16 protein-coding genes are annotated in these 16,571 nt (G+C 73.1%); 5 read left to right on the forward strand and 11 right to left on the reverse strand.

The genetic code is table 11. The features are described 5' to 3' along the window. Positions 1-18: 18 nt before the first annotated feature. Both ACLQ29_RS18575 and ACLQ29_RS18580 read right to left on the reverse strand, forming a co-directional pair. Positions 19-1,662 (reverse strand): alpha/beta hydrolase, encoded by a 1,644-nt coding sequence (locus ACLQ29_RS18575; protein ID WP_425772766.1) that lies wholly within the window; start codon positions 1,660-1,662, stop codon positions 19-21. Next, positions 1,649-2,764 carry an ATP-dependent DNA ligase gene (locus ACLQ29_RS18580; RefSeq protein ID WP_425772767.1) on the reverse strand — a complete coding sequence of 372 codons (1,116 nt, stop codon included), beginning with the start codon at positions 2,762-2,764 and terminating at the stop codon, positions 1,649-1,651. Before ACLQ29_RS18580 ends, ACLQ29_RS18575 begins: the two co-directional genes overlap by 14 nt. 135 nt (positions 2,765-2,899) lie before the next feature. Here ACLQ29_RS18580 and ACLQ29_RS18585 point away from each other — a divergent pair, with 135 nt between their 5' ends. From ACLQ29_RS18585 to ACLQ29_RS18595, 3 genes are all read left to right on the forward strand, one after another. After that, a complete protein-coding gene (locus ACLQ29_RS18585; RefSeq protein ID WP_355029384.1) occupies positions 2,900-3,112 on the forward strand; it encodes a hypothetical protein in 213 nt (70 codons plus the stop codon). A gap of 95 nt (positions 3,113-3,207) precedes the next feature. Then, entirely contained in the window at positions 3,208-3,636 is a 429-nt protein-coding gene (locus ACLQ29_RS18590) for an SRPBCC family protein (protein ID WP_425772867.1), read from the forward strand. Continuing rightward, positions 3,624-4,124, forward strand: a complete 501-nt coding sequence (locus ACLQ29_RS18595; RefSeq protein WP_425772768.1) for a DUF1990 family protein — start codon at positions 3,624-3,626, stop codon at positions 4,122-4,124. Before ACLQ29_RS18590 ends, ACLQ29_RS18595 begins: the two co-directional genes overlap by 13 nt. A 189-nt stretch (positions 4,125-4,313) precedes the next feature. On the opposite strand, the gene ACLQ29_RS18600 is transcribed toward ACLQ29_RS18595, so the two are convergent. The 9 genes from ACLQ29_RS18600 to ACLQ29_RS18640 form a co-directional block, all read right to left on the reverse strand. Next, positions 4,314-5,234 carry a DNA-3-methyladenine glycosylase family protein gene (locus tag ACLQ29_RS18600; RefSeq protein WP_425772769.1) on the reverse strand — a complete coding sequence of 307 codons (921 nt, stop codon included), beginning with the start codon at positions 5,232-5,234 and terminating at the stop codon, positions 4,314-4,316. Positions 5,235-5,349: 115 nt separating this feature from the next. Further along, positions 5,350-6,003 carry a hypothetical protein gene (locus tag ACLQ29_RS18605; RefSeq protein ID WP_393375095.1) on the reverse strand — a complete coding sequence of 218 codons (654 nt, stop codon included), beginning with the start codon at positions 6,001-6,003 and terminating at the stop codon, positions 5,350-5,352. Positions 6,004-6,206: 203 nt separating this feature from the next. Next, positions 6,207-6,983: an anti-sigma factor family protein gene (locus tag ACLQ29_RS18610; RefSeq protein WP_393375098.1), complete on the reverse strand. Its 777-nt coding sequence runs from the start codon at positions 6,981-6,983 to the stop codon at positions 6,207-6,209. Further along, complete coding sequence (locus tag ACLQ29_RS18615; RefSeq protein WP_425772868.1) at positions 6,980-7,672, reverse strand: sigma-70 family RNA polymerase sigma factor; 693 nt, start codon at positions 7,670-7,672, stop codon at positions 6,980-6,982. The genes ACLQ29_RS18610 and ACLQ29_RS18615 overlap by 4 nt, the downstream gene beginning before the upstream one ends. Before the next feature lie 125 nt (positions 7,673-7,797). Continuing rightward, entirely contained in the window at positions 7,798-8,655 is an 858-nt protein-coding gene (locus tag ACLQ29_RS18620) for a spermidine synthase (RefSeq protein ID WP_425772770.1), read from the reverse strand. Positions 8,656-8,673: 18 nt separating this feature from the next. Further along, complete coding sequence (locus ACLQ29_RS18625; RefSeq protein WP_425772771.1) at positions 8,674-9,633, reverse strand: hypothetical protein; 960 nt, start codon at positions 9,631-9,633, stop codon at positions 8,674-8,676. Continuing rightward, entirely contained in the window at positions 9,630-12,104 is a 2,475-nt protein-coding gene (locus ACLQ29_RS18630; RefSeq protein WP_425772772.1) for an AAA family ATPase, read from the reverse strand. Before ACLQ29_RS18630 ends, ACLQ29_RS18625 begins: the two co-directional genes overlap by 4 nt. Then, positions 12,104-13,252: an exonuclease SbcCD subunit D gene (locus tag ACLQ29_RS18635; RefSeq protein ID WP_425772773.1), complete on the reverse strand. Its 1,149-nt coding sequence runs from the start codon at positions 13,250-13,252 to the stop codon at positions 12,104-12,106. The genes ACLQ29_RS18630 and ACLQ29_RS18635 overlap by 1 nt, the downstream gene beginning before the upstream one ends. Before the next feature lie 18 nt (positions 13,253-13,270). Beyond that, positions 13,271-15,025 carry an ATP-binding protein gene (locus ACLQ29_RS18640; protein WP_425772774.1) on the reverse strand — a complete coding sequence of 585 codons (1,755 nt, stop codon included), beginning with the start codon at positions 15,023-15,025 and terminating at the stop codon, positions 13,271-13,273. 285 nt (positions 15,026-15,310) lie between these two features. Here ACLQ29_RS18640 and ACLQ29_RS18645 point away from each other — a divergent pair, with 285 nt between their 5' ends. Both ACLQ29_RS18645 and ACLQ29_RS18650 read left to right on the forward strand, forming a co-directional pair. Then, positions 15,311-15,823, forward strand: a complete 513-nt coding sequence (locus tag ACLQ29_RS18645) for a SigE family RNA polymerase sigma factor (protein ID WP_425772775.1) — start codon at positions 15,311-15,313, stop codon at positions 15,821-15,823. Beyond that, positions 15,816-16,565, forward strand: coding sequence for a hypothetical protein (locus ACLQ29_RS18650; RefSeq protein WP_425772776.1), 750 nt, complete (start codon positions 15,816-15,818; stop codon positions 16,563-16,565). Before ACLQ29_RS18645 ends, ACLQ29_RS18650 begins: the two co-directional genes overlap by 8 nt. Positions 16,566-16,571 lie beyond the last annotated feature (6 nt).

Raw genomic sequence — 16,571 nt, forward strand, 5'->3', positions numbered from 1 at the left:
CGCCGGCGAACCGACCCGTCACCGGGCGGGGCAGCGCTTCCCTTCCTGCGGCACCGTCAGGTTGAGCAGGTAGGCGTCGACCGCGTCGGTGATGCAGGACGTCTGCGGGTACGCGGTGTGCCCCTCACCCTCCCAGGTGAGCACCCGGCCGACGCCCAGCATGGACGCGAGCCGTGGGGTCTGCTCGTAGGGCGTCGCGGGGTCACCGGTGGTGCCGACCACCACGATCGGCGGCGCGCCGTTCGCCTTTCCGGTCGGGTACGGGTCACGCCCGCCCGGCCACTCGACGCAGCTCAGCATGCCGACCGCCAGCGCTGGCCCGAACAGCGGATATTTCCCCCGCCACTCGGACTGCAACTGCCTGATCTGCTCCCGGCTCGGCTTCTCCGTCTCGTCCGCGCAGTTGATGGCCAGGTTGGCGTCGAACAGGTTCGAGTAACGCCCGTCGTCGCCCCGGCCGGCGTACGCGTCGGCGAGCCGGAACACGTCCTTCGGATCGCCCTCGGCCAGCTTGTCGATCGCCTGGGCCAGCTCCTGCCAGCCCGATTCGGTGTAGAGCGACGAGATGACCGCGTAGAACACCCAGCCGGCGGTGGCTTCCCGCCCGCGGGCGCCGCGTACCGGAGAGGCCTTGGCCTTGTCGATGGCCGAGGTGACCGCGGCGCGGGCGTCCGGGGCGATCGGGCAGCGGGCGGCGTTCGCCGCGCACCAGCGGGTGAAGTTGGTGAAGGCCCGCTCGAAGCCGCGGGCCTGGCTCTCGGAGCCCTCCACCAGCCGCTGCTGCGGGTCGACGGCGCCGTCGAGCACCAGCGCCCGCACCCGCTGCGGGTAGAGCTGGGCGTACGTGGCGCCGAGCAGCGTGCCGTAGGAGTAGCCCAGGTAGGTGAGCTTGTCGTCGCCCACCGCGGCGCGCACCGCGTCCATGTCGCGGGCAGCCTGCTCGGTGCCGTACAACGGCAACTGGTCCCCGTACCGGTCGCCGCAGCCGCGCCCGATCCGCTGGCTCAGGCCGACGAAGTCGTCGAACTCCGACTGGCCCGCCGGGTCGGGGTCGAAACCGAAACTGGTGTCCAGGTCGGCGTCGGAGATGCACTTCACCGGGCTGGACCGGGAGACCCCGCGCGGGTCGAAACCGACGATGTCGAAGCGCTCGGTGATCGAGGTGGGCAGCCCGCCGAACTGGGGACCGAACGAGAGGTAGACGGCGGTGTCGACGCCGGAGCCGCCCGGGCCGCCCGGGTTGACCACAAGCGAGCCGACCCGGTCGCGCTGCTTGGTGGAGCGGGCCCGTAGCAGGGCGATCTCGAAGGTCTCCCCGGCGCCCGGGCCGGCGCTCGCCCCGCCGCCGGTGCCCCAGTCTCGGGGCACCGCGATCCGGGCGCACTCGTAGCGCATGTCCGGTGCGCCGCGCCCGACCAGATCCTCGGGCACGTCCGGGCAGGGCCGCCAGGTGGGCGCACCGCCGGCCGGCGCGACCGCACCCTCCACCTCGGTGCGTGGCGCGAACGCCGGCAGCGTGCAACCGGCGGTGAGCAGCGCCGTGACGGTGAAGGCGGCCAGGGTGCGACGGACCCGGCGACGTGTCGACGGCCGAGGCTGATGAGCGGTGCGGATCACGTGCTCCTCCGTGGTCGGGTCGACGGCCAGGCTACGCCGAGCCATGGGCGGCCCGGTCCACGGTGGCCGCCGGGTCACCACGCAGCACCTGGTCCACGTCGAAGCGGATCGGCCTGTCGAGCTGGTCGTAACGGCACGACCGGGGATCGCGGTCCGGGCGCCAGCGGACGAACCTGGCGGTGTGCCGGAACCGCTCGCCCTCCATGGCGTCGTAGCCCACCTCGACCACCAGCTCCGGGCGCACCGGCTCCCACTCCAGGTTCTTGGTGCCGGTCCACCGGCTCACCCCGCCGGGGATGCGCTGGCCCCGCTCGTGGTCGCCGTGCACCCACGGGTGCTCGCCGCCGGTGTCCCGGTAGGGGGCCAGCTCGTCGAGCAGCTCGGCGCGACGGGCCATGGTGAACGACGCGCTCACCCCCACGTGGTGCAGGACCCCGGCGTCGTCGTAGAGGCCGAGCAGCAACGAACCCACCACGGGACCGGACTTGTGCCAGCGGAAGCCGGCCACCACCGCGTCCGCGGTGCGGGCGTGCTTGACCTTGGACATCAAGCGCTTGCCCGGCTCGTACGGCAGGTCGGCCGGCTTGACGATCAAACCGTCCAGCCCGGCGCCCTCGAACACGTCGAACCAGCGGCGGGCGGTGTCGGGATCGGTGGTGACCTGGGTGACGTGCACCGGCGGGCGCACTCCGGCCAGCGCCTCGACCAACCGCTCGCGGCGAAGCGGGTAGGGCTGGTCGAGCAGCGCCTCGTCGCCGATGGCCAGCAGGTCGAACGCGACGAAATCGGCGGGTGTGGTCTCGGCCAGCAGCTTCACCCGGGACGCGGCCGGGTGGATGCGCTGGGCCAGCAGTTCGAAGTCCAACCGGGGTTGGGCGTTCGGCCCGTCCCGCCGGATGACGATCAACTCCCCGTCGACCGCGCAGCGCTCGGGCAACTGCCGGCGGGCCTGATCGACCACCTCGGGAAAATAGCGGGTCATCGACTTGCCGCCCCGGCTGGCCAGCTCGACCTCGTCACCGTCGCGGAACACGATGCACCGGAACCCGTCCCACTTGGGCTCGTAGGTCAGGCCGGACGCGGTGGGAAGCTTGGCGACGCTCTTGGCAAGCATCGGCTCGACCGGAGGATTGATCGGCAGGTCCACGGCGACCAGTCAATCAGACGGCACCGACAGTCGTGAGGCAGATCACCCTGGGTGCCGTGGTGGCGTGTCCGCCCACGCGCCGCTCGTCCCGACCGGGCGAATCGGATAACCGCAGGTCAGAGCTACTTTCGCGAGGTGTCCGAGTGGGTCTGTGACTGCTGCGGGCGGTGGCGGGTGAGCGTCGAGCTGATCCGGGGCCGCTACCGCTACCGGCTGACCCGCCGCTACCCGCAGCGGTTCGGAGGCGGCCGGAACGTGCTCGGCGAGGTCGGTTCGGTGCCTGAGCTGGAGGAACTGCTGCGGCTGCGTACCCCGCTGAGCCTGGCCGACCTCCGCGAGGCAGCCTGATCCCACCGGGGTTGCGCGCGGGTGTCACGATCCATCCGGCGGCCTCGTCCGCACCCGTGGGTGGTGCGCTACGGCACCGCCGGGGAGGGGACGTGATGCGGTTCGAAGCCACGGCCGAGATCGCCGCCGACGCCGAGCAGGTCTGGGCCATGCTCGTCGACGTGGAGCGCTGGCCGGAGTGGACGACCTCGGTGACCCGGGTCGAGCGGGGGGAGTCGGGGCCGTTCGCCGTCGGCGCGACCGCCCGGTTGACCCAGCCGAAGCTACGGCCGGCGGTGTGGCGGGTCACCGAGCTGACCGAGGGACGGGAGTTCACCTGGGTCTCCGACACGCCCGGGGTACGTACCCGGGGGGAGCACCGGCTGGTGCCGCTGCCCGACGGGCGTACCCGGGTCGAGCTGGCCATCGACCAGTCCGGGCCGTTGGCCGGCCTGATCGGCCGGCTGTACGGCGGCCTGCTCCGGCGCTACCTGCGCCTGGAGGCCGACGGTCTCAAGCAGCGGAGCGAGCGGTGGCCGAGCTGACCTACCCGGAGGTGGGGGCGACCCGGCACGGGTCGCTCCCCGGCGGGTACCACCACCTGCGCCACAGGTATCCGTTGCCGGCCGGCTGCTTCGAGACGGCGGCCGAGGCGGTGCTCAGTTGGCGGTTGCACCGCGCCGCCGGCGTCCGGATGCGCACCGATGCCCCCCGCGCCACCGAAGGCGTACTGGTCAGCGCTGGGCTGGGCGTCGGCCCGGCCCGCATCTGGGGGCCGTGCCGGGTGATCTGGAGCGAGGAGTCGCCGGGGCTCGCGGGCTTCGGCTACGGCACCCTGGCCGGGCACCCGGAGCGGGGTGAGGAGGCGTTCGTGGTCGGCCGCGACGACGACGGCGCGGTCTGGTTCGAGGTACGCGCGTTCAGCCGCCCGAGCCGCTGGTTCACCCGTGCGGGTGGCCCGGCGGCCCGGGGCGTGCAGCACGCGTACGCGTGGTGGCTCGGCCGCACCCTGCGCCGGCTCTGCGCGCGATGACCGGCTAGCGCCCCAAGCAGGCGCTAGGGCGTGTGTCAAAGCCCCTGGCCGGCCTGCGGCGGGCCCAGACGACGACCGGCCGCGTTGGAGATTGGTCCGGATACAACACCGGTATCCGGACCAATCTCCGCCTTGCCGGACCGCCGCCTGGACTCCGCCTCGGCTCGACCGAGGACTTTGACACACGCCCTAGTACCGGGCGAACGAGCGGATCGGGGCACGCGGACCATACTTCGGCGCCCCGATGCCGGCGGCGCCGAGCAGCAGGCAGACCCGGCCCCGGTGCCCCCGGAACGGCTCCAACAGGGCCAACATCCGGGCGTCGTCGCCTCTCGGCTCGCCGGCGAGCGCCCAGGCCACCGTGTTCGGGACGTGGTAGTCGCCGACGCTCACCGCGTCCGGGTCCCCGTACGCGACCCGGACCACCTCGGCGGCCGTCCACGGCCCGATGCCTCCGATGGCGGTGAGTCGACGGGTGGCGTCGGCGGCGTCGGCGCTGCGCTCCAAACGGTCGGCGAGCGCGGCGGCGCGGCGCAGTGTGTCGGCCCGGCGTTGCTCCACGCCGAACGGGTGGAACACCCAGTACGGGGTGGCGGCCACCGCGGCGGCCTCGGGCGGCAGCAGCAGCGACGGCAACGGCCCGGGCGCCGGCTCCCGGAAGTGCCGCACGGTCGCCGCGTACGCCCGGTACGCCTCCTTGACGGTGACCTTCTGCTCGAAGACCACGCGCAGCAGCCGGGGAAAGACCTGCCCGGTGCGGGGCATCCGCAGCCCCCGGTGTTCCCGCGCCAGCCGGGCCACCAGCGGGTGCGCCCCGGCCAGTTCGGCGAAGCCGGTCAGGTCGTCGTGGAGCCCGGCGATCGCGTCGGCCCGCGCCACCACGTGCTCGGCGCCCGGCCCGTAGCCGTCGGCGATCAGGTCACCGGCGGACGCTCGGAGCGCCAGGGTGGCCGGGCCGTCCGGGGTGCGGGTGGCCCACCAGAAGGTGCCGCCGACGAACCGTGCGCACGGGTCGTACGGCGTGAAGGTCAGCGCACGGACCGACCCCGCCAGCCGGTAGCCGACCGGCGGGCGCAGCACCCGGGTCGCGGCGGGTTCGGTGTCGGTCACCCCACTACTTTGCCAGGTCGCGGCGTGGTCACGGCCACCGCCGGCCCCTACGGGCACAACTGTGGCCGGCCGCGCCCTCCCCGGCTGCGACCGGCCACAGTTGTGCCCGTGGCGATCAGTACGAGTAGCCCGAGCCCCCCGCGTCGTTGGCGCCGCTGTCCGCGGGCGGCGCGACCGGCTTCGGCGTGGAGGTGGGCAGGCAGCTGAGGTTCTTCTTGCCGTCCGGCTGGACCACGAACCAGGTGCCACCAACCGCCTGGCCCTTCCACTGGCCGGGCTTCTTGTCGCCGATGTAGCGGTAGACCGGCCAGCCGGCGATGGTGAGCTGACGGGTGCCGTCCTGGCGGGTCACGCTGCTGACCTTGTCGTCGGAGACGCCGGCGAGCTGCGGGTTGCCGTCGGTCAGCGCCGGCGGCCACACCTCGGCGCACTTGTCGACACAGTTCGACGACGGCGGGTCGGCGGTGTCCTTGTCGAAGCGGTAGAGGATCCAGCCGTCCTGGTCGGTGACCACCTTGCCCATCCGGGCGACGCTCTTGCCGACCAGTTTCTCGGTCAGGTCGACGTTCGCGGGCGGCGCGTCGGCTGCGGCCGGCGGCGCCTCCGCGGACGCCGACGCCTCGGCTTCAACCGACGCGCTGGGCTCGGCCGCGGCGACGGCGACCGGCTCGGCCGCGCTCGAGTTCGCCCCGTCGTAACCTGCGGGAGCGCAGGCCGTTAGTGCGACCATCGCGCTCGCGACGATGACGGTCCGCTTCATCTGTGCCACGTGCCCTCCTCATTCTTGGCGTTTCACCCATAGGTACGGAAGGCAGGCTGTCAAGGTTGAAGTAACTACAGTGGTCAATTTCACGCGAATTGGTTGAACCGATTCGAGCGGGAATGCGTACGCACCCGATGCGGAGCTTCTCCGGCAACGACAGATCGGCGCCGGCCATTGTCACCAGGGCCGGCGCCGATCGGTACGCGAGACTACATCGGTAGCGTGACCAGCGGACTCGCCACACCATTGGCGTCCACCGACTGCACCTGGAGTTGCTTGATGTCATCCACCGGAGCCGACGTCGACGCGCTCAACTCCAGCCCCTGCGGTCGGGTGTTGGTGCCGTAACCGCCGTCCGGCACCGACCAGGTCGAAACGACCTCGGTACTGGCGTTCTTCCGCACCACCACCAACCGGCAGACGCGCGGCCCGGGCAGCTTGCGCAGAACGAAATTGATCCGCGTCCCGTACTCCCGTTTCACCAGGAACATGGTCGTCTGCACACCTGTCGTGGGATCGGTGGCCTCGACCTGGTCGCCCTCCTCCTCGGTGCCGCCGACACCCGGGCCGCTCGGCGGGGCCGTCGGCGCGCTCGTCGTCGGCTCGGCCGGCGCGCTCGGCGTCGAACCGGCGAGCGGCGCCGGGTCGCTGTCGGTCACGTTGACGAAGCCGTAACCGGTCAGACCGCCGAAGACCACCACCGCGGCGGCCGTCGCGAGCATCTGACGAAACCGGGTACGCCGCCGGTCGGCCCGCACCGCGCCCAGCGTCCGGTTGAGCAACGCCGGGTCGGTCGCCGTCTGCTCCAGCGCCATCATCGTCTCGCCGTCGATGTCGGAGAGCAGGCCGACCACCGGCACCATCGTCTCCAACTCGGCCGCACACGCCCAGCAGGTGGCGAGATGCTCCTCGAACCGCTCAGTGTCCTGCTCGTCGAGCACCCCGAGCGCGTACGCCGCGACGTCCATGTGGTCCGGCCGGCTCATTCTGTCACCCCCCGCTCCTGCAGAGCCGTGCGCAGCGCGCGCAGCGCGTAGTAGACCCTCGACTTGGCAGTGCCCAGTGGCAGCCCCAACTCCTCGGCTGCCTCCGGCACCGTCCGCCCCCGGAAGTACGTCGAGATCAGGATCTCCCGGTGCGACTGACTGAGCGTACGCAGCGCGTCCGCCACCGTCATGGTCCGCAGCACCCGGTCGGTGCTGTCCGCCTCGGCGAACGCGGTGAGATCCCGGTCGTACGTCTCCGGCGGCCGGGCCTCCTGGCTGCGGTGCTCGTCGATGGCGATCCGACGGGCCACCGTGACCAGCCACGGCCGCAGCGACCCCTGCCCCTGCGTACCCAGGCGGTGCGCGTTACGCCACGCCCGCAGCAGCGTCTCCTGGACGATGTCCTCCGCACGCTGCCGGTCCCCCCCGGTGAGACGCATGACGAACATCAGCAACGGGCCGGCGTGCTCGGCGTAGAGCAACCGGATCAACTGGTCGGAGTGGCTGGCCTCGGTTGTCGTCGCCTGGTGGCGTCCGGGCGCCGGTCGCGGCGTCACCGGACCATTCTGGCGAGTCGTCGCATGCGCGTCGACCCCCCGGGCGGACGACGTCGGCCGTGACGAGGACCGCGCCGACATCCAGTCCGCGCCGACCACGTCGCCATGCCAACCGGCCGCCACCGCGTGCATGCAGACCTCCGGGGTATCCGTGACCATCGCCGGCCCACGAAGCGGGCCGCCCGGTGGTACGCAGCAGCGCCCCGAGCGGATCAACGAACGGCGGAAATATTTCCTCGCCGTCGTTGAGTGGACGGTCAGCGGCGGACGGAGAACAGACCCGGCGGCGGTGGATCCGAGCCGGTGGCGTCGGCGTCGCGCACCACAGGCGCCCCGCCGGCGAAGCGGTCCAACTCGTCGCCGGCCACCACCCGACCAGGAAACCAGTCGCCGGCGGCGCGCCGGGTCAGCTCCGGCACCGGCGGTGCGGACCGCCCGGCGACAAGCACCAGATTTCCGTACCGGCGGCCCCGCAACACCGCCGCGTCGCTGACAAGACAGGCCTGCGGCAACACCGAGCGGACCGTGGCGACCTGCCCACGCGCGTGCCGCAGCGGCGGGCCGTCGGCCAGGTTCGCCAGATACCAGCCCGTCGGGCGCAGCACCCGGGCCACCTCGGCCGCGTACTCCGCCGAGGTGAGATGAGCCGGGGTACGGGCACCGGCGAACACGTCGGCGACCACCACGTCGTAACTGGCGTCCCGGGTGGCGGTCAACACGGCCCGCGCATCCTCCACACGGACCCGCAGCCGGGCGTCGGACGGCCACGGCAGCACCCTGCGGACCAGCTCGACAAGCGCGCCGTCCACCTCGGCCACCCGCTGGGTGGAGCCGGGCCGGGTGACCGACACGTAGCGGGGCAGGGTCAGGGCCCCACCACCCAGATGCAGCACCCGCAGCGGCGCACCCGCCGGTGCGACCAGATCCACCGCGGCCGCCAACCGCCGCACGTACTCGAACTCCAGGTGCGTCGGGTCGGTCAGGTCGACGTGCGACTGCGGCGCGCCGTCCAGCAGCAGCGTCCACGAGCCGGCCCGGTCCGGGTCCGGCACCAGCTCGGCCTGCCCGGTGTCGACTTGCTCGACCACCCGGTCAGCCGCCCGCTTACGTCCCATTCCGACAAGTATCCGTGGTCAGCGGGCCGCACGGGCCGCGGCGGTCAACGCGCGGTGCAGCAGCCGGGAATCGCCGAGCAGGGCACGCAGTCGACGCTCCAACCCGGCGATCGGGATCAGATTCTGTGGGGCCCGCGGGTCCTTGTACGGGGTGGAGGCGAAGCGGGGCAGCGTGACAAGCGACAGGTCGGCCAGCTCGATCGCCGCCTCGACGGGCAGGTCGGCCGAACACTCCACCCGGACGATGCCCGCCCACGGTGCGCCGATCGCCACCGGCAACCGCAAATACCACGACCAGCCACCCCAGGCGGTGCCCAGCCGGAACACCGGGGACCGCTCACCCGACGCCATACCCGTCACCACAGCCGTCAGCCGGGCATCCAGATACTGGCTGTGCTGGGTCTTGATGTAGCCCAGGGTGCGCGGCAACTGCCGGCGACTGCGCAACGGGCCGTCCACCACCAGCAGGTCACCGTCGACCCGGGCGGCGTCGGACACCGCCACCTCCAGCGCGGTCAGTGGGCCCTGCACGGCGGCGGGCAGCTTCGCCAGCTCACCGGTGCCGCCCACCCGGTGTACCGGGTAGCGGATCGCGCCGGCCACCACGTCCTGCGCCGACGGGCTCGCCGTGAACAGGCCCCGACCGACCCGGGTGCCGGCCAACTGCGCCGCACCCCGGCCCAGGTCGCACCGAACCACCCCGGCCGCGTACGAGGCGGCCAGACCGGGGAACGACACGCCGTCGGCCTCCGCCGTCCAGATGCTCGCGTCGATCCGGCGGACCCCGTCGACGAGCAACACCACGTCGGGCGCGCGCACCCCCGCCCGTACCCCGATCGCCCGCCAGTCCACCGCGGGCAGCTCCACGTCCGCGTCGACCTGCGCGCTGCTCGGCGCGGCCGGCCCGGCGGCCGACGCCTCGAACGACGCCCCGTACGCCGGATCCCACGAGTCGACGAAGAACGCGGCGTCGCTCACCGACCCGTCCGTTCCACGCGCGCGGACCGCGCGTCCTTGCGCACCTCGAAGCGGACCGGGATGCGTTCGGCCAACGCCGGCACGTGGGTGACCACGCCGACCATCCGGTCGCCCCGGGCGGCCAGGTTTTCCAACGTGGCGGCGACCGTGTCCAGGGTCGCGGCGTCGAGCGTGCCGAAGCCCTCGTCCAGGACTATCGACTCCAGGCTCGCCGCCGTGGTCGACATCCCGGCGAGCTGCTCGGAGAGCGCCAACGCCAACGCCAGCGACGCCTGGAACGTCTCACCGCCGGAGAGGGTGCGCACGCCCCGACGCAGCCCCGCGTCGTGGTGGTCGACGACCACGAACTCGCCCTTGTCGTGCACCAGCTCGTACTGGCCGGAGGACAGCTCCCGCAGGATCCCCGACGCGCCGTCGACGAGCAGGTCCAACGCCTCGGCCAGCAACCACCGCTCGAAGTTGTTGGCCCGCAGGTGCCCGGCGAGCGCGCGCGCCACCTGCGCCTCCCGCTCGTGCCCGGCCCGCTGCTCGCGCAGCGTGCCGGCCTGCTCCCGGCGCTCCCGAAGCCGGCGCCGATCGGCATCGGCCCGCTCCACCGCGACGGTCGCCGCGTGCACCGGATCGTCGCCGACCGGCACGTCGGCGTCGGCGAAGATGCCGGCGATGCGCCGCCGCACCGCGTCGGCCACCGCCTCGGCCTCGGCGACCGCGACGGCCCGGCTCGCCCGGTCGGCGCGGCGGCGATCCGCCTCCGTGGTCGCCCAACCGGTGAGCGCGGCCCAGGCGGCGGCCACGTCGTCCCGATCGGTCGCCGGTGGGCCGAACCGCGCCAACCCGTCCCGGGACGTGTCGAAGGCACGCCACGCCGCCCGCAGTCGCTCCTCGGCGGCATCCACCCCGGCCCGGGCCTGGCGCGCGGCCTCGCGGCCGGCCCGCACCGCGGTCGCCGCCTCCTCCAGCGCGCGCCGCAACCGGGCGTGCTCGGCCAACTCCCGACGCAACACGGCCGGCTCGGCCGCGCCGGCGAGCTGCCCGTCCAACTCGGCCAGTCGGGCGTCCACCTGCTCCTGCCGGGCCCGCGCCTGCACCAGCAGCCGTTCCAGGTCACGCGCCGCCGCGTCCCGCTGCTGCACGGTCGCCTGCGCGGCCTTTGTCGCGGCCCGCGCCGCCTTGCCCGCCGCCGTCGCCGCCGCCACCGCCGAATCGGCAGGCACCGCCGGCACCCGCTCCACCTGCTGCTCGCAGACCGGGCAGGCCGCGCCGGCGTGCAGGTGCACCCGCAGGCTGACCGCCAGGTCGGTGGCCTTCGCCTCCTCGTGCGCCCGGAAGGCCGCCTCCAGCTCGGCGTCGGCCCGCTCGGCCGCCGCGCGGGCCACCGCCAGCGCGGTCACCGCCGTGGCGTGCTCGTCGTTCGCCACCCGCACCGCCGCGCGGACCGTGTCGGCCTCGCCGGACAACCGGTCCCGATCGTCGTACGCCCGCAGTTGCAGTCGCACCGCGCTCTCGTCGCCGGCGGCGGCCAACTCGCCGCGCAGCTTCTCCTCCCGCTCCTCGGCCAACGACACCGCGGTCGCCGCCGCCTCGGCGTCGGCTCGCGCCGCGGTGACCGCGCGGGCCACCTCGGCAACCCCACGCGGCGCGTGTACGCCGGTGAGGACGGTCAGCTCGTCGTCGAGGGCGGTGAGCGCCGCCTCGGCCTCCCGTGCGGTGACCCGAGCAGCCGACAGCTCCGGCACCGCCTCGGCCACCGTGCCGGCCAGCTCGGCCATCCGGTCGACCCGCGCGTCGGCCTCGGCCAACGCCTCGTCGTCCACGCCGGTCAAACCGGCGAGCACCTGGTCGACCGCCTCCAGTCGGGCCTCCGCCTGCGCGGCGCGCGCCGTCGCCTTCTTCTGCACATCCTCGTAGACCCCGAGGCCGAGCAGGTTGACCAGGATCTGCTGCCGGGTCGCCGGCTTGGCGTGCAGGAAGTCCGCGAACTGCCCCTGCGGCAGCACCACACAGCTGGTGAACTGCTCGTACGGCAGCCCGACCGCCTCCAGCACCGCCTGCTCCATCTCGGCGGGGGTGCCGGCCACCACCTCACCGAGGTCGTCCGGGCTCAACCCGGTGTCCAGTTTGGTCACGTCGAAGCCGGCCGGCATGAGCTGCAACCCGGCGTTCGCCGTCTTCACGTTGCCCCGGCCGTCCCGGCGGACCACCCGGGTCGCCACGTACCGGGCGCCGCCGGACTCGAAGACCAACCGCACCCGCGCCTCGGTCGCCGACGGCGCGAGCGCGTTCGCCAACCCCCGCGCGCCACCCCAGCGGGGCACCATGCCGTAGAGGGCGAAGCAGATGGCGTCCAGCACCGTGGACTTGCCCGAACCGGTGGGGCCGATCAGCGCGAAGAAGTCGGCGTCGGTGAAGTCGACAGTGGTCTCGTCCCGGAAGACCGTGAACCCGGCCATGTCCAACCGCATCGGACGCATCAGTGCTCGACCTCCTCGAAAAGCTCGTCGAAGAGCTCCCGGACACCCTCGTCGGCGTGGCCCCGGCTGTCCAGGTAGTCGGCGAACAACTCCCGCGGCGAACGCCCCGAGCGTTGCGCGATGCGGGCGCCGCTGCCCGGGGCGGTCAGCAGCTCCGGGTCGATCCGGATCTCCAGTGCCCGGGGGAGCAGCTCCTGCACCTCCTCGCGCAGACCGGCACGGGGTTGCTCGCGCACGTACACCCGCAGCCAGGCGTCCGGCGCCTCGATCTCGGCGAGCTGGGCCAGCGTGCCCCGCACCGTGCGCAGCGCGCTCGCCGCGGTCACCGGCACCTCCCGCACCCGGGCGGCGGTGCTGGCCGTCACCTCGACGATCGTCACCGAGGGAACATTCTCCTGCTCACCGAAGTCGACGGCGAGCGGGCTGCCGCTGTAGCGCACCGGGCAGGGGCCGATGACCCGCTGCGCCCGGTGCAGGTGACCCAGCGCCACGTAGTGCGCGGTGGACGGGAAGACGGTGGCCGGGACCGCATAGCCCAGCACGGTGTGCGCGTCGCGTTCACCGCCACCGGTGGTCGCGCCGGTCACCGTCAGGTGTGCGGTGACGAGGTGCACCCGGTCCGGTTCGGTGAAACTCTCGGTGAGCCGCCCCAGCACCCGGCCCAGGTGGTCGGCGTACGTCTGGTTGGTCTCCGCGGCGGTCAGCTCGTACATCTCCAGCGCGCGTACCGCGTACCGCTGGGACAGGAACGGCAGCGCGGCGAGCCGCCACCGCTCACCGCCGGCCGTGGTGCCGTCGATCACGTGCTCGTCGGGATCTTCCCGTACCCCGCCGCGCAGGGTGATGCCGGCGGCATCAGCCCACGGACGCAGCGCGTCCAGCGCGGGGCCGTTGTCGTGGTTGCCGCCGATCGCGACCACGTCCGCGCCGGTACGCCGCAGCGCCGTCAACGCCCGGGTGACCAGGCGGGTCGCCTCCGAGCTGGGCGCGGCGGTGTCGTAGAGGTCACCGGCGACGATCACCAGATCCGGCTGCTCGGCACGGGCGATCTCGATCACCCCGGCCAGCACGGCCTTGTGCTCGTCGGCCCGGGACTGCCCCTTGAGCACCTTTCCCACGTGCCAGTCGGAGGTGTGCAGGATCTTCATGGCTGTGCCGGCCCCTACCTAGAACGGGATGTCGTCGTCGGTGCTGCCGCCGCCGGAGCCCACCACGGCGAACGGGTCGGCGGACCCGGTGATCGAGCGCAGCGTCTCCGATGGCGCCCGGCCCGCCTCGGAGACCCGGGTCGCCCAGGCCGGGAACGGGAACTCCAGGCAGAGCGGCACCGGGATGTCCGGCTGGTTGACGAACATCGTGCCCGGCTTGGCCAGCAGCGCCCGCTGCCGCTGCGCCGGCGGGAGGAAGCCGTACTCCGGGCGGGACGCCTCGGCCGGGTCGAGCCGGCCGACCACCCGGATCGCCGAGTTGGTGACGATGCGTCGCTCCACCTCACTCGCCGTCTGCTGCGCGCCGATCAGGATCACCCCGAGCGAGCGGCCCCGCTCGGCGATGTCGAGCAGGACCTCCTTGATCGGGGAGGAGCCCTCCCGGGGCGCGTACTTGTTGAGCTCGTCGAGGACGACGAAGAGCAGCGGCTTGGCGGTGCCGGACTTCTCCTTGCGCTCGAACTCGCTCTTGAGCGTCACACCCACCACGAACCGCTGGGCGCGGTCCGGAAGGTTGTGCAGGTCGACCACCGTGACCTGGGCCGACTCGCTGGTGTTGATCGAGTGGGGGCGGCGGGTGGCCAGGTCGCCACGGATCAGCCGGGCCAGGTCCTTCTTGCTGCCGATCAGCCGTCGGGCGAACGCGTTGACGGTGCCCAGACCGACCGCGCTGCCCGCCCAGTCGGAGCGGGTCTCGTCGTCGTTGAGCGCCTCGACGATGTGGTCCACCAGGTCGCCGTAGGAGCCGAGCCGCACCCCGTCGATGCTCACCCCGCCGTCGGCCGGCTGGGCGTAACGCGCCAGGTGCGCGGCCACCGAGTGGACCACCATCGTGTACTGCTGGCGCTCGTCGTCGGCATCGGCGAAGACGTAGGGCAGCAGGCGGTCGGCGCAGAACTCGCTGAGCGTCCAGTAGAACGAGTCCACCCCGGTGAGGCGGCTGCTCACATCCGGCGTGCCGGCCGCGTCACCGACGCGGGGCGGGGCGTACACCCGCACGTCGGGGAAGGCGCCGGCACTCAACCCGAGCTTCGCGTACGCCGCGCGGGTCGGCTCGTCGAGACGGGTGTTGGGGTGGTCGAGGAAGAGCAGATCCTCGCCCTTGACGTTGAAGATCAGCGCCTTGGCGTTGACCGCGTCGCCGCCCAGCACGCCGGAGCGGAAGACCGAGTAGAGCAGGAAGGTCGCGAAGCTGGTCTTGGTGGCCACCCCGGAGATGCCGGAGATGGAGACGTGCGCGCCCCGGCTGCCGTCGAGGAAGTCGGCGTTGAGGTAGACCGGGACGCCGTCGCGACCCATCCCCATCGGGATGCGCCGCTCCATCCGGTCGAAGTGCAGCGCCCGCGCCCGGGCGTCACCCTCGGCCCGGTGCACCACCGCGCCCGGGGTCGGCGGCACGTACAGCTCCGGATCGACACGCGTCGTGGTTATCTCGGCCGCCTCCTGCACCTGCGCGGGCAGCGTGCCGTCCGCGATGGCGAACACGTCGGAGTCGAACTGGGCGCCCTCGTGCCGAGCGCGGACCTGGGTGACGACGCCGGCGATCGTCACCGGCTCCCGGTTGGGCAACTCGCGCCGGGTGACCACCACGTCGTCGAGCTGGAGATAACTGCCGGGCGCCACGGCCGTCCAGAACTGCAACGGGGTGGCGTCGGCGGTGCCCAGCACCCGCCCGACCGCCTCGCCAGGACTGTCGAGGTCGGCGTCGGTCATCGGGCGGCTCGGGTCGGTCGGACAGCACGGTCGGGAACCATGCTGTGCATCCTGCCCGAGGAGTACGACAGCTCGCCACGCGACGCGTCGGACGACACCCTGGTCCGGCACGCTGCTGACGCTGGGTGCTCGACCGGGAACACGGTGTGGCGGTCCGCGTGGCCCCGGGCTGTCCCTTCACCCATCCGCCGCATCCCCGCCGCGCGCGACCTTTTCGGGTACGGCGCCGATGCCTGACACTCAACCTCGGGGCTGGCGGCTGCGTTATCCAGACATGGGGCCCGCATGAGTGACGACTTCGACGTCTTCGTTTCGACGAGTGGTCCTCGGCTCCTGCGGTTCGCCGTTCTGATCACCGGACAACGAGCGGACGCCGAGGACCTGTTGCAGGAGGTCCTGGTGCAGGCGTACCCGCGCTGGCGGGTGGTGCGCGAGCGGCAGCCGGAGGCCTACCTGCGCCGCGCCATGACCAATCGCCTGATCAGCCGCTGGCGCTCACCCTGGAGTCGACGGCGGGTCGCCGAGCTGCCGGACGACCTTGCTCACCCGGACGAGTCGGGTCGGGTGGACGATCGCGAACTGCTGCTGGACGCGCTGCGTCAACTCCCACCCCGGATGCGGGCCGTCGTCGTGCTCCGGTACTGGCTCGGTTGCACCGAGGCGGAGACGGCTGCCGAGTTGGGCTGCTCCGCCGGGTCGGTGAAGAGCCAGGCGTCCCGTGGCCTGCGCCGACTCCGGGCTGTTCTGGAAGGCGCCGGCGCGATCCCGGTCGACGTCGCGGAGGGGAAGCATGCGTGATCACGAGGTCGCCGAACTGCTCGATCGCGCCGTCGCCGCCGTCGAGTTGCCAGCGGGCTTCACCACCCGGGTCGTCGCCGGCAGCCGGCACCGGCGACGGCGACGGCTCCTGCTCGGCGGGGGCGCGCTTGTCGTCCTGGTGGCGCTGGCGACTCCGCTGGTGACGGCGAACCGGCCGGCCGGCCGGGGCAGCGGTGCGGGGACCAGCGTCGTGGACCCCCGTGTCGAGCCCGGGGTCCTGGCCGGGATCGTCGGCGCCGACGGCACGCCCGCCACGGCGGAGCGAGTGGTCGCGGTGGGTCGGGCCGGCACGGAGACGCTCGTGGTGCTGCGCCGTAGCGCGCGGGCGGAGGGGTCGACGGCGGGGGGACAGGCGGCCGAGGTGTGGATCGCGCCCGATGGCGGCGACCCGCGCCGGGCACTTGACTATCTCTCGTACGACCAGGCCTGCCTCGATGGTGACCAGGTCTGCGCGGAGGTCCGGTCCACGGGTGGCGGGCTGGGGTTGGCGATCGCCTACCGCGCGGGCGACCGGCTCGTCGTCCTGGCGCAGGCGCCCGAGGGCCGCACGATCGAGGTGGTCGCCGACGGGGTGCGCAAACCGGTCGGCGCGGCGCCGCACGGCGCGGTGGTCGAGGTGGTCGCCGACGAACCGTACGACGACGTGCAGGTGTGGGCCACCATGGCGGACGGCCGGCGGTACCGGATCGTGTGGGCGCCCGGTGCCGTGCTCACGGGCTGATCCGCG

This window comes from Micromonospora sp. DT228, from assembly GCF_049841595.1.
Classification (GTDB): Bacteria; Actinomycetota; Actinomycetes; order Mycobacteriales; family Micromonosporaceae; genus Micromonospora.